Origin of the sequence: Oceanobacillus neutriphilus (assembly GCF_014645515.1) — a bacterium.
GTDB lineage: Bacteria > Bacillota > Bacilli > Bacillales > Amphibacillaceae > Oceanobacillus > Oceanobacillus neutriphilus.
In genome coordinates, this window is record NZ_BMLW01000014.1 from 1 (window position 1) to 17,882 (window position 17,882).

7 protein-coding genes are annotated in these 17,882 nt (G+C 29.6%); 2 read left to right on the plus strand and 5 right to left on the minus strand.

Features of this window, described 5'->3' with window-relative positions; translation table 11 throughout:
- The 5 genes from IEX29_RS20630 to IEX29_RS20650 all read right to left on the minus strand — a co-directional run.
- On the minus strand, positions 1 to 1,722 hold a 1,722-nt coding region (locus tag IEX29_RS20630; protein WP_188736800.1), incomplete at its 3' end, for a GW dipeptide domain-containing protein.
- 303 nt (positions 1,723 to 2,025) lie between these two features.
- Positions 2,026 to 5,142, minus strand: coding sequence for a CDP-glycerol glycerophosphotransferase family protein (locus tag IEX29_RS20635; protein WP_188736802.1), 3,117 nt, complete (start codon positions 5,140 to 5,142; stop codon positions 2,026 to 2,028).
- Positions 5,139 to 8,312, minus strand: coding sequence for a CDP-glycerol glycerophosphotransferase family protein (locus IEX29_RS20640; protein ID WP_188736804.1), 3,174 nt, complete (start codon positions 8,310 to 8,312; stop codon positions 5,139 to 5,141). Before IEX29_RS20640 ends, IEX29_RS20635 begins: the two co-directional genes overlap by 4 nt.
- A 1,472-nt stretch (positions 8,313 to 9,784) precedes the next feature.
- On the minus strand, positions 9,785 to 12,904 hold the full coding sequence (locus tag IEX29_RS20645; protein ID WP_188736806.1) for a CDP-glycerol glycerophosphotransferase family protein: 3,120 nt from the start codon (positions 12,902 to 12,904) through the stop codon (positions 9,785 to 9,787).
- A 10-nt stretch (positions 12,905 to 12,914) separates the two neighbouring features.
- Positions 12,915 to 15,686: a CDP-glycerol glycerophosphotransferase family protein gene (locus IEX29_RS20650; RefSeq protein WP_188736808.1), complete on the minus strand. Its 2,772-nt coding sequence runs from the start codon at positions 15,684 to 15,686 to the stop codon at positions 12,915 to 12,917.
- Between the two features lie 520 nt (positions 15,687 to 16,206).
- Between IEX29_RS20650 and tagD the strand changes: the two genes are divergently transcribed.
- Both tagD and IEX29_RS20660 read left to right on the plus strand, forming a co-directional pair.
- On the plus strand, positions 16,207 to 16,605 hold the full coding sequence (gene tagD / locus IEX29_RS20655; RefSeq protein WP_188736824.1) for a glycerol-3-phosphate cytidylyltransferase: 399 nt from the start codon (positions 16,207 to 16,209) through the stop codon (positions 16,603 to 16,605).
- Positions 16,598 to 17,776: a CDP-glycerol glycerophosphotransferase family protein gene (locus tag IEX29_RS20660; protein ID WP_188737048.1), complete on the plus strand. Its 1,179-nt coding sequence runs from the start codon at positions 16,598 to 16,600 to the stop codon at positions 17,774 to 17,776. Before tagD ends, IEX29_RS20660 begins: the two co-directional genes overlap by 8 nt.
- Positions 17,777 to 17,882 lie beyond the last annotated feature (106 nt).

A 17,882-nucleotide genomic window follows, 5' to 3' on the forward strand; every position in this document is an offset into this window, starting at 1 on the left:
GTTCCCTACACGCTCCGTCTTGTTTACTATAAATACTTGGTCTTTATAATTTGAGAGATTATATACACGGTCTTTGGAACCTCCCCATGCTTTTGTATATGCTTGACCTTCTCCTTTAACCGTAAACACTTTTGTCTCTTTATCTACACCTGTATGATCGTGTATATTTATCTGCGAACTTTTTACCCAGCCTATTGTCCCGTTGGTACTGCTCGCTTCTGTACTAATTAAATAATATGTTTCTTTACCTATGACAGCTGCTTTTTTAATATAGTAAACTGCATTTAAGTAACTGGAATTATCTATTTTTGAATTTGGATTACCCAGTTGTTTATATATTTCCGTATTACTTTTCAAATGGCCCAGTTTACTAGTTTCCTTTTCTTCCACCTCATTGACATAAGATTCATGGATAAATACTTCTTTTCCACCTAGTTGCCCTCGATACCATATATTATTCCCTACACGCTCTGTTTTATTAACAGTAAATGTTTGCCCTTTATAGGATGATAGATTATAAACAAGATCTTTATTTCCTCCCCATGCCTTTGAGAAGGCTTTGCCGTCTCCAGTAACAAGCATTTCTTTCTTTTTACTGTCAACTCCGACATGCTCGTGAACATCCATTTGCGAACTTTTCACCCAGCCTATTGTCCCACTGGTGCTGCTTGCTTCTGTACTAATTAAATAATATATTTCTTTCCCTATCTCAGCTTCTTTTTTGATATAGTAAACTGCATTTAAGTAACTGGAATTATCTATTTTTGAATTTGGATTACCCAGTTGTTTATATATTTCCGTATTACTTTTCAAATGGCCCAGTTTACTAGTTTCCTTTTCTTCCACCTCATTGACATAAGATTCATGGATAAATACTTGTTCCCCATTCAATTTTCCTCGATACCATATATTATTCCCTACACGCTCTGTTTTATTAACAGTAAATGTTTGTCCTTTATAGGATGATAGATTATAAACAAGATCTTTATTTCCTCCCCATGCCTTTGAGAAGGCTTTGCCGTCTCCAGTAACAAGCATTTCTTTCTTTTTACTGTCAACTCCGACATGCTCGTGAACATCCATTTGTGAACTCTTTACCCAGCCAATTATTCCTTTGGAGCTACTTGGTTGTGTACTAATTAAATAGTATTTTTCTCCATTAACTGTAGCTTGTTTCTTTATGTAATAAACTGCATTTGTATAATTAGTACTATTTATTTTTGAATTTGGTTTTCCTAACTCTTTAAAAATTTCAGCATTCTGCTTTAAGTGTCCTAATTTGCTAACGCTTTGTTCTCCTGTAATTGATTGTTCCATAAGAGTATTTAATTTCTTTTCTTCCTCTTCAGCTTCTGACTCTTCTATATCATCTACTTCAATACCCTCTTCAGAATCTCTTTCTTTACTTTCAGAGTCCTTATCTTTTTCATCTTCTATTTTCTCTGGTTCATTTGATCCAGAAGATTTATTATCAACATCTTTATCTTCAGCAGAACTATCTTCCAAAACCTTCTCTTCATTTAGTTCTTCTTCAATTAGTTCAGCTTCATCTAGTTCTTCCATTTGATCTTGCTCTTGTGCTTCTACCGTTTCATCTGCTGCCTCTTCCTCTGTTATCTTTGGTTCATTACTATTAGTGTTACTCTCAGCAAATGTTAAATGTGGAAACAAGGAACTTAACAACAAAAGTATAATACTTAATAAATAAAAAAACTTTTTCATAATTATATACCTTATTAAATTATTTCAGGTATTTTTCCCCTCCCGTTTGTTTTAATTCTTTTCAATTCCAACTAAATCTAAGATTCATTATACTGAATCCTTTCATAATAGAAAAGATTATTTTTACACTTTTACTCAAAAAAGAACAGTTAATGACAATTATATATTTAAAATCGACAAATTAAATTTAGAAATAATTTTGCTTTTAATACTATTTCACAAATAAAACCAAGCTATGCCTCTTTTTTCAAAATAAGACAGAGGTTAGCTCGGATTTATTTTTTATAATTTATTTCCTTTTGATTAATTTACAATTCGATTTTTTATATCAAGTAACTTTTTTCTAATTCTAAATGGTATCAAATGGCTTAATTTAAACTTTGGTAATTTTAAAGGTTTTACGAGCCAATCTTCATTTTCTTTTATGGACTGGTAAATTCTTACAGAATTATTATTATCCATATATGTGAAATACTCATTTCGTAATTTGGCAAATTTTTCTTTTTCTTGAAACCCGTTTTCTACATAATATCCAAGAACTTTTAGCAAATTATCTGTATTATAAGTTACATCACCAAATAAATCATTATCTAAATCCATATAAGCACCTTCGTATTCAAGGTACTTAACCTTATCAAACTGGAAAAATACACACGGTTTCTTAAGATAAAACATTTCCCAAATAACACTGGAATAATCTGAAATCATCAATGAACTTTTCATAATCATTTCATCTATCGGCGCTTCAAGAAAACCAAATTTCTCAATATTTGGCGAGTATATTTCAAATAAATCAACGTAATCACGGAATTTAGGATGCATGAAAAATTTCAATTTAATATTATTTTCTTCAAGCATTTTATGAAGTTTTTCTGAGGAAAGAAATTGGTTATATTTTATAAAGTATTCACTTTGTTTGAACTCCTCTTTATTCATACCGTCCATCCATGTTCTCCACGTTGGCATTAAAAATATTTGTTTATAGTCAATTTCTTTCGTCTTATCTCTTAAACCATCCCATCTGGCTAATCCAGTTGCCTCTACTTCAGATTTATCATAATTCCAGTCATTTATAATCATCTGTTTTTCAAATTCTGAAGGCGCAATAACTAAATCAAATACTTCACGATCTTTATGGAAATCTCTTACAGTTTTCAAGCCATTTACACCGTGTTGAAGATAAACAAGTTTCTTATCAGTAAGCGTTTTTGCTAATTTACTCTTTTTTTGTTTCAAATTATATGAATTCCTTTTTGTATCAGACGAAAGCAACAGCTCTGCTGCAAACATATATATAAAATACCTGAATGTCATAAAATAGACAACTTTATCTTTTTTATCTTCTAAGTTCTTTAACTCTGGAGAGTCTTTATGAATAATATAATAAAATTCATCATGTTTTTTATTTTTATACATATAATCAAAGAAATAGTAGCCGCTATCATGAGCCGACATTGCTAATTTCTCAAAAGCTAACCAAATTCTTCTTTTCTCAAAATACTTAGGAAATGATTTCACAATCAAATAAGCGAGATTCTCCTTGAACAAATAATATCTGTTCTCAAAGTACTCTTTTTCTCTATAAGTAAATGAAATGTTATTCCCCAAGGTGATATAAGGATAAAATATATCATTTTCTGCCATATTATATTGGTATTTTGTAATTGTTTCATTAATATCCCATGCTAGGCTCTTATTAATTGCATTAATTCGAACATAGTACTCTTTGTTATCTGAAATAATGCTTATATATGGATCCCAATAAATTGGAGTAAATTCTAAGCCACTTAAATCTATCCTTGTTTTAACGATTGTTTTACCATTATCGCTTTTGATAGTCTGTATTTCGAATTTTCTTTTGTCTATCTTATCTTTATTTCTTTGTATTAAATAAAATGAACCTAGTTGATAAAAATCAGTATAAGGTGAGTTAACAGAGATATTCATTTCAATGACATTTTTTTTCATATAAAAATCTGTCACCTTGATCTTGAGCTTAAATTCTTCTTTAATCAGATTCGATATAGTATTCTTAACCATTGCCAATTCATTATTTATCGTAATATAAATTCTAGAATGGTGTTTGAAAGTAGAGTTGTTCAAAAAATTTTGTTTAAATAGTTTAAAGAAGCGCTTAGGCTTTTCTAAAATCGTTTCTTCAAAATCACCAAGGTGATAACTGTGCTGTTTTTTATAATCATTAACTAAATAAAAATCCCATCTTGTAGCGCCAAAGCTTTCAAGTTCTTCTAATAAATATGTGAAATCAAAAGCGAATTTCTGATTATCCCGCTCCCCCTTTACATATTTAATCTGCTTACCTTTTCTTAATTTCAATAGTAAGAAAGGATTTATATTAGCAATATAGTTTATATCTTTTTCTTGTATTTCAAAATTCAAGTTAGATCCGTCTACACTTATATTATGAATACTAAGTTCCTCACTGTTTTTTATATAGCCTAAATTAAAATTATAGAGTGTATTATCTATATATTGCAAAGGCCGACCAGATTCCTCCAATACTTCTTTTAAATCTTCGTAATAATATTGATTTCCTCTTGCGATAAAAAGATAGAGATCTTTCACATTTCTAAAAGATGCGAAATGTGTAAAACTAAACTCTCTCAATTCTGTATTATAATCTCCTTGGATATACATATTATTTGATAGCAGCGTGACCCAATCTATTGATTTCGATGAATTTAATTGCAATTTTATTTTTTTTTCATTGTCAAAGTAATTTAATGTCACTTGATAATCATTATTTTTAAGAATGGTTTGCGTCTGCTCGATCAAAGGTAAATAATCATCATTAGAGAAACTTACTCGAAATATATGTTTCCCTTTTGTAAAAATCAAATTTATATTAAACAATCCGCTTGTATACATATTTGCAATTATTAATTCATTATCCGTTAAATGAGCAGGAACTACTTGCTTTATATTGCTTTCACTTTGACTTGCAACAGCAAATATATTTTCCCAACTATCCAATTTTATATCTTTGAATATAATAGCAGTGTAGGATTCAGTTGTATTTAACTCTACGTTCACATCCTTAATAATTGGCAGCTGATTAAACCCCTCTAAAACATCATTTACGAAGAGAAATTTGACATACATTCTTTGATTTTCAAAAAAGAGGACACCAGGCATTCTTCCAAATAGAGGAATCATACCTTGATTGGTTATTTCATATGGGATTTCTTCTTTATTTGAAAGAGTTACTTCAAAAGAAATACCTATAGGAAATTTCTGTTGGATATCTAATGTAAAACCCTGTCTTTTATCTCCTAATTCTTCTCTTATAAATTCTACATTTTTATTACCAATTTGAATATACTTTACTTCTACTTTTTGCTCACTTAGCAATATAAAAGTATATTGTCTACTATGCACATCAAATTCAATATAATTCATTTTTCACCCAACTTTAATCTTTTTATTGCTTCATATGTTCTTTCAGCATTCTTATGATTTATATATTTAAAATACGTATCATGGAGGCGCTGGTATTTTGTTCCTAATCTAAACTCTTTAGCTGCATAATCATTGATTAATTTTATTAGACCTTCCATATTTAATGCTCGATCTCCAAACAGCTCTTTTTCCATATTAATATAGCTGCCTTCATATTCATTATATTTTTCGAAATCAAACTGGAAAAATATAATTGGTTTTTTTATATAAAACATGTCCCATGTAACCGACGAATAATCACTTATCATTAAAGATGCTTCCATTATTTCTTCATTTACTTTTATATTTTGAAATTCTTTTATTTGAACAGCTTCATTAGTAAATTCAAATGCTGAAAAGTATTCTTTAAATTTAGGATGCAAAAAAAACACCAATTCTAAATTATGTTTATTTAATGTAGCCTCTAATTCCTTAGAGTTTAAGAAACCTTGATAATTATGATAATAATCCGTTTGTTTAAATTCATCTATTGGCATACCTTCCATCCACGTTCTCCAAGTAGGCATTACAAAAATCTTCTTACGCTCTCTATCTTTTGATTTATCTTTTAATTTGTCCCATCTTGAAAATCCAGTAACTGCTATCTCATTTAATTCATATTTCCAATTCTGATGAATAATCTCTTTCTCCATATCTGAGGTAGCAATAACTAAATTGAAGTTTCCTCTGCCTTTTGCTTTTTTAAATACATTTGATTTTTTTAAGGCTGTCACACCATGCTGTAAGAAAACACTTTTTTTACTTTCAACTTTTTTTGCTACAAGACCAGAACGCACTCTTAAATTATAAACATGTCGTTTACTTTCTGATGTAACAAATAAGTCACTCGCAAAAATCAACAAGAAATATTTAAAAGACATGAAGGGAACAATCTTTTTACTTTCTTTACTCGCTTTTTCATAGTCTGATGAATCCTTTCTTAAAATATAATAAAAATTATCATGCAGTTTATTTTTATCTATATATTGAAAGAATGCATAACCATTATCTTGAGCTGTGGAAGAAAATTTTTCAAAACCTAACCAAATATCTTTTTTTCTATAATAAAAAGGGTTTAATAAAAGATAAGTTAGAAAAGCAAACTTCTCTTTTATTCTCGTACCCATATTTTCATATCCTTCTTTGTCCCGCATCATAAATGCAATATCTTTTTTTAATGTTATATATGGATAAAGAATTTTATTATCAGTATAAATAGCATTTTTCAAATAATCTTTATTTACTTTCTTTCTTAAATTATTTGTTACACCTGTTACTCTTATTAATTCTTCAATTCCTTTATTGTTTACAACTTGTATAAAGATGTCCCAATATAATGGATGAAAATCTTTATCCCAATCCATACGGAAAGAACCATTAACTATATAATTATTATTATTCAAAGCTTCTACTTGGGTATCTTCTGTAACAATCAATTTCATAGTATCGTCAGAACGCAGCTTTAAAACAATCTTTTGAATTTCTATCATTCCATTCTTCTGTACTTGTAAAGCTAGCTTGTAACCCCTTTTTTTATTTTTTGTTATATCAATTAATTTCGTTTTTATTTTATGTTTATCTATAAATACAGCTGAGCTTGGAGCCTTCAAAACAGAAAAGTTGTTATATTTTGTCGTATAAACCATAATCTCGTAGTCATCAATATGATCGTCTACGAAAACCAACTTACCATCAGTTTTTCTCTTGTTTCGCAATCGTCCAGCAATACAATTGTTTTCACTAACAAATACCATTTCCAAATCCCAACGACCATTTTTTACTTGTTCAAGAGCTTCAGTAGTCAGCAGAATTTGAATCACATCATTCGATTTTTTTATAAAAGGGATGACAATACGTTCTTTACTTCTCCGAGAAACAAAAACAACATTAGCTAACTTGCTGGATAAAGCAAGATTTTTATTTGCAATCCTCAATTCTAAACTTTTTTTATTTTCTTCATATACTTGAACATCGTCTATCAAAATAGACATTTTTATATTGACTGGAATGTTCTCAACAAACTCTTCTCTAAAAAGATTAGCAATAATCAAATGATTCGATTTAAAATAAGCTCCTATATGACTTCCCTCATTTTCCCCGACATAGCCAATAAAATATGGTTTATTTATATAATTGGCATCTCCTTGTACAATTGTATCTAATAGAAAATACTGATTAAATTGGTGCAGAATATTTATATTCCAGAGCCCTTGATCAAAGTTTTCAGCTAAACTCACAAAAAAGCTATTATTTAGATAGTAAAAACTTAAACTCCTTATCTCTTTTGTTTCCTTATTCACTGCAAAAAAACCAAACGTATTAGTAGAAGAAACTGTTTGGTTAGGAAATTCTAAAAGGAGGTTGCCGTCTTGAAAATATACCTTTTTTATTGGTATGTCATCTTGTAACAAATGATTTGAATCAAGTAAAGCAATATCCTCTACTTTTTTGCGAAAACAAATAGAGGTTGAATTTTGTTCAATTATTAAGCCCTCTGCTCCAAGAATTAAATATTCTTCATTGCCTATTTTTTTATCATTTATGTATAAAATATAACCACTTGGATTCGTTAATTGATCACTTGGATTTTCAATGGACACTTTATTAATCAATTCATCTGATTCCTTTTTCATCTTAATAGCTACTTTTTCATTTTTGTCATTCATAAGATAAATATTCTCAATTAACAAATTTCGTGGTTTCTCAAATACAATGATATCCTTTTGTATTGAGAGTAATTTAATTTGTTTTTCTTTCACTTTCTCTACCTCTAACTCCGGTATTTGTCTTCTTTCGAAAAATAATTTAGTATTATTTACTTTTTTTCGGAAACAAATAGAGGTTGAATTTTGTTCAATTATTAGATTCTCCACTCCAATAATTAAATATTCAGTGCTGCTTACTTCTTTCTCATTTATATATATATAGTAATCAATATCATTAGATAATTGACTACTTGGATTTTCAATGTTCAGTTCGTCAGTCGATTCATCTGATTCCTCTTTAACTTTAATAGCCACTTTTTCGTTTTTATCATTCATAAGATAAATATTCTCAATTAACAAATTTCGTGGTTTCTCAAATACAATGTTATCCTCTTGTATTGATAGTAATTTAATTTGTTCTTTCACTTCCCCTACCTCCAAAATACTTATACATATTCTATCAAGAATTAAATAAACATTATTAATAATATAAACGTCAAAATAATTTTTCGTATTATTCCATTTCCCCAATTAGCATGGTATTTAATATTCACAAATGCATGAAAAACTCTGAATCATGGCTTTGTGTAAAGAAATAAGCATGATAGATTATCAATCTTGTGAAAGAGGTGTTTCCATTTCTTCTTTAACTACAAATTCATACCCATCAAGGTTTAACGCTCTACCGTCACAAAATTTTTCCGGAAAATGATAAATAAATTTGCATATTACTTCAATTTTTGCTGAAGTAATATGCAAATATCCACTCAAATTTGCAAAAAACATTTGACTTTTGCTAGAACAATACGACACTTTAAAGCATTAATTCTATTCTACACTTAACTCTATATTTGTAATAAAAAAATATCATAATTTAATCATTTTTTTATTCACTATACCATGAAAATAGTCATAAATCATCTTTTTTTATTAAGTATTAAACCCCTATATTATTTTCTTGATTAGTAATAACTTACGCTACAAGTACTAAGATTAACTGTGTAGCAAAATAATTCTTTGTAATTTTCGCTAAATAATTGAAACTCAACTACAAGCAGCTTTGCTTATCTTGAAAAATATTGAATTCAAACAAATAGTCCCCACTGATTACTATTATAAGCTTTTCAAAACACGTAGCTGAATATAAACTAATTTTTACAAAGCAGCCTATATCCAATAACCAATACATGTAAGTAGTGTTCTAATTTAATATACCGCTTTAACTAACCAATCGAAAAAAGGTCAATAATCTAGTACTCTCTATAAACGTAAGTTACTTCATACGATTTCTCTTCATAGTAAGTTTACTCACTAAAGAAAGTATGGAAGTGATAATAATCAATTTGGGAAACACCTAAAACGTGAAGCATTTTCTCTGCATAGTATCAATACATTTCTGTGGAGCTTAAACTTTTTAAACAGCTACCCTCTCTCAAATCCCGAATGTCCTTATACTAAACTATCTATTTTTAAAGCTTCTTCACGGAAAAATGAACAAAAAAGCAGTCATTTCCAAATAATTCGATTCAAGGGAACCTAACAAAACCACAAACCGATAAAATGTGCATGTGTGTGGACCATGCGTATTTTATCGAACTGCATCGCATATCAATGATATAGAATTTGTGGTTTTACAATTGATTTAACCTTATTTGCCTAAAATAGAGCACACTCTAACTTTGCCAGATGTTAAAGACATATTTACAATCATTATCCCAAATGAGACTGCATTGATAGCGGTTTGGAGAAATTCTTCATTTCTAGTGTCCAATTTCTTGACATAGATTCCTTAAGTAACTACTTTGTTCTGTTAGTAGTTACTTAAATTCCCCCCCCCACGACTTTTATTAAATAATTATATCAATTTAAAAACTTTGATAAACGCATTAAAATTAACCTTATTTTAAAATGCTATTCTTGATGTCTAATATTTTCCTTCTCATACTATAAGGCATAAGGTGGCTTAATTTAAACTTTGGTATTTTTAGTGAATCACTGATTAACCAATCTTTATTTTCTTCAATAACTTCATAAATTCGTTCAGAATTATGGTTGTCCATAAAAGTAAAGTATTCATTTCTCATTTCTGCAAATTCATTCTTTTCTTCAAATCCATTTTGAATATAATTTTCAACGATACTGATTAAATCTGAAGTCTCGTATGCAACATCTCCAAATAAATCTGTATCAAAATCCATATAGGCTCCTTCGTATTCTAAATATTTATCTTTATCAAAGTGGAAGAATACACATGGCTTTTTCAAATAGAACATTTCCCAAATAACACTGGAATAGTCTGAAATCATCAGGGAACTTTTCATAATCATTTCATCCATTGGAACTTCCAAAAAACCGAATTTTTCTATATTTGGTGATTTGCTGTCAAAAAGATCAATATAATTTCGGAACTTAGGATGTAAAAAGAATTTAATTTTCACATTATGTTCTTCCAGTAATGCATGGAGTTTCTCTGAAGAAAGAAATTCATTATACTTTTTAAAGTATTCACTTTCCTTAAACTTATCTTTTTCCATACCGTCCATCCAGGTTCTCCATGTTGGCATTAAGAAAATTTGTTTATATGGTATTTCCTCTGTTCTATCAACTAAACCATCCCATCTTGCCAAACCTGTAGCAGCGACTTCCGATTCATCGTAACCCCAATCATTAACTATCATTTGCTTTTCAAATTCTGATGGTGCAATAACTAAATCAAAAACATCTCTACTCTTATGAAAGTCTGGAACCCTTTTTAAACCATTTACTCCATGCTGAAGATAAACAAGTTTTTTGTTTGTTAATGCTTTAGCAAGCTTACTCTTCTTTAATTTTAGATTATAACTATTTCGCTTTGTATCTGATGAAACTAATAACTTAGATGCAAACATATAAACAAAATATTTAAATGACATAAAGTAAATGACTTTATCTTTTTTATCAGCAAGATTCTTCATTTCTGGAGAGTTTTTTTGAATAATATAATAAAACTCATCATGTTTTTGATTTTTATACACATAATCAAAGAAATAATATCCACTATCATGAGCGGAAATAGCCAGCTTTTCAAAAGCTAACCAGATATTTCTCTTAGCATAATGTTTATAAAAAAGCTGAACATATAAATAAGCTAAATTTTCTTTCAACAAGTAATATCTATTCTCAAAAAACTCTTTTTCACGGTACGTAAACGAAAGATCATTAGATAGTGTTATATATGGGTATATAATGTCCGTATTATTTATTTGATATTGATATTTGGATATTGTCTGATTAATATCCCATGCAATTTTTTGTGCGACTGAATTTATTTTCACATAATATTTTTCTTCATTACGAATGATACCAATATATAAATCCCAATAAAGTGGATACAAATTAGACTCTTTCAAATTGATGGTACTACTAACAACTGTTTTCCCATTAAACGTATCTAATTCTGTAATAGAAAAGCTTCTTTGGTCTAGACTATCTTTATTCCTTTGAATAAGATGCAGTGAATTTAATTGTAAATCTTTAATAAAAGGGGACATTACACTAATTTGCAAATCAACCATATTTTTCTTCATCTTAAATCCAATAACTTGAGCTTTCAATTTAAATTCTTCTTTTATTAAATTAGAAAGATTGTTCCTCACCATCGCCAGCTCGTTGTTTACTGTAATATAAATTCTTGTTCTTTGTTTATACGTGGAATCATTTTCGAAATTCTGTTTGAAAGGCTCAAAAAATCTTTCAGGTCTTTCTATAAGCGACTCTTCAAATTTTCCAAGCTGATAACTGATTGTACTTTTAGGATTATTTATTAAATAAAAGTCCCATCTTGTACCATTTTTAGTCCCTAATGTATCTAACAAATAATAAAAGTTGAAATAAAAACAATTGGACTCCCTTTCGCCATGTATATAATGTATCTTTCCATTATTCCTTTGTTTTACTAATAAGAATGGTGCCTCACTAATACTATCGTTATGATAATCGTCATTTAAAGAAAAACGTAACGATGTACCTGAAATTCGTATATCCTTGACAGATAAAAGTGTAACATTTTTCAAATGACTTTTATCAAAGTTATATCTTGTCAAATCAACATAAGCCGGTACGTTAGATTGCTCTTGTGAAATTTCATCTTTTAAATTTTTGGTATAGAAACCTTCCTCCGTAGAAAGCAATAATAAGTAGGCTAATCTAATATTGCCTGAAATTTTGTTGCTTACAGTTATTGTTTCTGCTTTATCATCCCACTGCAACTCTTCAAATATATTATCTGTTAACAAAAATGCTCTTTGAATATCAAATACAGAACTGGTGTTAAATATTAATTCATTATCTTCAGCACCTTCGTATTTCACTTTATCACTAAAATCGCCTAAATACTTTGTTTGTTGTTTTATTGACGATACATACTTTTCTTTATTGTTGGTACTTTCTGATATACGAAAAGCATGTTCATTTTTTAGAATAATTATTGCAATGTCAAATAACCCGGTTAAATACTCACTTGAAAGAATAATTTCATCTTTTTCAAAATGTAAGGGAACAACATGGTCAATTGAAGTATTTCTTTGAGTAGCAATTGCTAACAAATTAGAGCTATCCTTTATCGCATCCTTCTTCAATCTTTTTCCATCAGATGTAAAAAGGTTTTCTATTTGTAAAATAGGTGCACGTTTTACTTGATTAAATAAGGCATTTAAATGCAGGAATTTCATTTTTATTTTTTTATTTTCAACCTTTAAAATACCTTGAACTTCACCAAAGAAAGGAATAACGCCTTCCATTGGCGAGTATAAAACAATATTTTGATTTTCTTTATCAATAAACTGCAAGTCATAAAAGACATCTGTCGGGAAAACTTCATTAAGTACAATCAAGATTTCTGTATTAGCTTCATCCAGTGCATGTTTGACGAAGTGGATACTTTTATCACCAATTTGTATAAATTCAATTTGTTCAGCTGTTTGCCGTGGCATCACAAATTTATTAATCCCGTTTTGAAATTCTATCTCAACATAATTCATTTTTTTCACCCTACTTTAAGCTTTTAATAACATCAAATATTCTTTGTGAATTATTATGATCTACATATTTAAAATACTCTCCGTGTAATTTTTCATAATGTGGCTTTAATTCAAATCCATTTTCTGCATACTCTTTTACTAATTGAACTAGTTCATTCTTGCTCAAAGCACGTTCACCAAATAACTCTGTTTCCATATCAATATAACTACCTTCATACGCTTCATATTTTTCATAGTCAAACTGATAAAACAATACCGGTTTCTTCATGTAGAACATATCCCATGTAACGGATGAATAATCACTAATCATCAACGAGGCTTCCATAATTTCCTCATTCACTTTAATGTTTTGAAATTCTTTTAAAGAAATGTGGTCACTGTCTAATTGAAATTCAGAAATATATTGCTTGAATTTTGGATGTAAAAAGAAGACCAGTTCTAAATTGTGTTTCTCTAAAATCACTTCTAATTCCTTGGAATTCAGGAAATTAACATAGTTATCATAGTAATCCGTTCTCTTGAAATCTTCTTTCGGCATATCTTCCATCCACGTTCTCCAAGTAGGCATTACAAAGATTTTTCTTCGTTCTATTTTCTGTGATTTATCAAATAACTTATCCCACCTGGAAAACCCGGTTACAGCAATTTCATTTAACTCATATTTCCAATTCTGATGGATTATTTCTTCCTCTAAATCAGAAGTTGCAATAACTAAGCTGAAGTTTCCTCTTCCTTTTGCCTTTTTGAAAACATTTGATTGCTTCAGTGCTGTTACACCGTGCTGTAAGAAAACACTTTTTTTACTATCAATTTTTTTCGGCACAATTCCTGAACGGACACGTAAATTATATACATGACGTTTATTCTCTGAAGACACTAATAAGTCACTTGCATATAAAAGTAATAAATATTTAAATGACATGAATGGAACAACTTTGTTACTTTCTTTTCGTACTTCTTCATAGTCAGATGAATGTTTATCCAAAATAAAATAGAAATTATCATGCAGTTTATTCTTATCTACATATTGGAAAAAAGCATAGCCATTATCCTGAGCTGTGGATGAGAATTTCTCGAATCCAATCCAGATTTCTTTCTTTCTATAATAAAATGGCTTCATTATTAAGTATGTCAAATAGGCTAATTTTTCTTTTAGTTTCGCTCCTTTATTCTCGTAGTATTCTTTATCACGCATCATAAATGCGATATCTTTTTTCAGGGTTACGTACGGATAAAGAATTTTATTTTCTGTATAAATTGCATTCGTGAAGTAGTCTTTATTTATTTGCCTCTTTAATTTATTCGTTGCGCCGATTACTTTAATGCGCTCTTCATTGCCTTCCTCATCTACTGCTGTAACAAAAACATCCCAATATAGCGGGAAAAAGTCTTTATCCCAATTCATTTGAAATGATCCTTGAACGGTATAATTTTGATTTTGTAATAACTCTATTTCCGTATCTTCAGTTGCAATAAATTTCATTGTATCCTGCGAACGCAGCTTTAAAAGAATATTCTTAATGTCTACTCTTTCATCTTTCTTTACTTGAACAGTAAGAGTAAAGCCGGATTTATCTTTTTTAGAAATATCCTTCATTTTTGTTTTCATTTTATATTTCTCTTTAAATACAGCCGATCCAGAAGATTTTAAAATAGCAATATAATTATTCATTGTCGTATAAACCATCATTGTATAATCTTCAATAGAATAATTTAAGTAAATCATTTTTTCATTATCTTCTCTTATAACTTGCAGCCTTCCAGCTATTGATTTTTCACCATTAATAAAAAGGCCTTCCAGATCCCACCGATTGTTGTTAACTTCATCTAAATTTTCAGGAGTTAATGGAATAACAATCTTACCATCTGTGTGTTTTATAGATGGAATTCTTATACGCTTTTTATTTTTCCTGGAAACAAGCATAATTTCTTTGAATTTACTTAATACAAGTTGTTCATCAACGACGTGCAATTCTATACTTTTTTCAGCCGCATCATTTACTAAAACTTGGTCAATCAATATATCTTTTCTTTCTTTAATTGGAATTTCCTTGAAGAAATCTTCAATTTGAAGAGAGCAAATCGTTAATTGATTTCCTTTAAAATAGGCACCAGTATGTTGCTCTAAGCTCTCTCCAACATATCCAATGAAAGATAATTTATTAAAATAATTTGGGTTTCCTTGAACAATTGTATCCATTAAATATAATTGCTTATATTTGTATACAATCTTCATTTTCCAAAATCCTTGCGTAAAGGACTCGGATAAATTAACTGAGAATGTATCATTTACATATGAAAAATGAAGTCTCCTGATTTCTTCTGTTTCTTCATTCACAACTAAAAACCCAAGGACATTTACGTTAGTAATAGTTTCATCGGGTATAGTTAATAATATATTTTCATCTTGAAACATCACCTTTTGTATTGGCATATCGCCTTCTAATATATGTTTATTATCCAGCGAAGATATATTTTCCATTTTCCCTTTGAATGTTATAGCGATTAAATTGCTTTCTATAATTAAATGATTGGATCCTGCAACAATTGTGTCTGAGCCACCTGCTTTTTCATCATTTATATATAATAAATAAACGTCCTCTTCCCTTAATCTTTTAGCTGGATTCTTTATTGTAATTTCATCTAAGCCAGATTTAAATTCTATATCAACTTTATTATTTTTTTCATTTAAAAGATAAATTTCATTAACGGTTAGATTCCTTGGCTTCTCAAATACAATATGTTCTTCTTGTAAAGAGATCAGTCTAATCTTTTCTTCCACTTCTCGTACCCCCAACTTCCTTATACATCTTTATAAGAAATTAATTATTAATACTCATTTGCATACTTACTTTATTTTAATCCAAACACTACTTTTATTTAAATGTCAATAATATTATTTTACACTCTATTATTACATAATTGTAATAAAAAAATGTCGTAATTTGATAATTGTTATCCAATTGTTAATTGCTCCGTTCACTCTCCTAAGATAAATAGGTCTAAAGATTTGTTTTTAGTAAGCATTTAAAAACTGAATTAATTGTTATGATTCATTTAATATTATACCTTAGTATAAAGAATTTTATTTAATTACAACCATTTATAACTGAAATTGCTTATTTCAATTACTATTAGAAATAAATACCACTTCCCATTTCCATTCTTTTTTTTTACTATATTCATAGGTAATAAGATCTCAAAACACATGTGATTGTCGTTTACTGCTTTATATTTATAGTGCAATCTATAAATTATGTTATAATAGATTCCAAATAATTAATTGGAGGTTATGTACTCTTATGAAGAAAGTAATTACGTACGGAACATTTGATTTACTTCATACAGGACATATCAATATACTACGACGTGCAAAGGAACTTGGAGATTATTTGATTGTGGCAATTTCAGCTGATGAATTTAATGCAATTAAAGGAAAGAAAGCTTATTACTCGTTTGAACAGCGAAAAGCAATTTTAGAAGCAATTCGATATGTAGATGAAGTAATCGCTGAAGAAACATGGGAGCAGAAAATCGAAGATGTGCAAAAGCATGATGTTGATGTTTTCGTAATGGGCGATGACTGGGAAGGTAAATTTGACTTTTTAAAAGATTATTGTGAAGTCGTTTATTTACCCCGCACAGTTGGTATTTCAACAACAAAAATAAAAAAGGATTTAAAATTAAGTGAAAATGGCTAGAGAGCTTGCGATTACAGCATATTTATTTGCTTTTCGCATCCTCTTCGAAATAGGTAAATGGTTTCCCCAAAAGAACAAGACGGTTGCCGTCGCTTCTTTTGGGGATAATATTTCCTTCACTGTTTCTTCATTGCGAAATTTGTCGAATGAAGAGATTTATATTTTAAAAGACTCTTCCTGTCGATATGATTTTGGCGATTTGGAGGCAAAGGTTATCCCATTTACGCTAAAGCATCCCATTCATTTCTTGAAATCAATCTATCATTTAGCAACGGCGAAAACGATTCTGCTAGATACGTATCAAGGATTCCTGGCATCCACAAATTTCCGGAGCGGAACGGCCTGTATTCAGCTATGGCATGCAGCCGGGGCTTTAAAACGATTTGGTTTAGAGGATCCAACTAATGAATTACGCAGTAATCGGGCGATGAACCGGTTTAAAAAAGTATATTCTCACTTTGATTACTCAGTAGTCGGTTCCGAGAAAATGGCAGATTCATTTAAGCAGAGCTTTGGTTTGTCAGATCAACAAATTATCCGGACTGGGATTCCACGTTCTGATTTATTATTTGATCAAAAACGTCGTGAGCAGGTGTATAATGATATAAAGAAACAGTTTCCCAGTATCAGAGATCGCAAAATTATTCTATATACGCCGACGTTTCGCAACAATTCCTTAGAAAGCTATGATTTGGAGCTTGATTTACATCGTATGAACCAGGAGCTTTCTGATGATTACGTGCTATTTATTAAGCTTCATCCAGCTGTTTCTGCGTCTTTTAACTATGAACTGTATGAAGACTTTGTTTATGACGTATCCGATTATAAAGAGACGAATGAATTACTGCTGATTACAGATTTATTAATCAGCGATTATTCTTCCATTCCATTTGAATATGCGATTTTGGAAAAGCCAATGATTTTCTTTGCCTATGATTTGGAAGAATATAAAATCGAGAGCGGCTTAATTCAGGATTATGAACAAGAAGTTCCCGGTCCGGTTGTCAGTTCAACCAATGAAATTATCCGGGTGGTTCAGGAAGACGCTTTTGATTATGAAGAAATTCGCCGTTTTAATCAGGCTTATAATGAATATTCACAAGGACATTCCAGCAATGATTTAGCAATGTATCTTACTGGAACGGAAGAAAAAGGAAAAATTCCTGTTTAAACATATGCGCACTTTTGCGTATATGTTTTTTTTGTTTTTCAAAAATGGGTTTCCCCCTTTAACTCTTCTTCTCTTTACTCTCTCATCACTTTTACTATTATTGCAT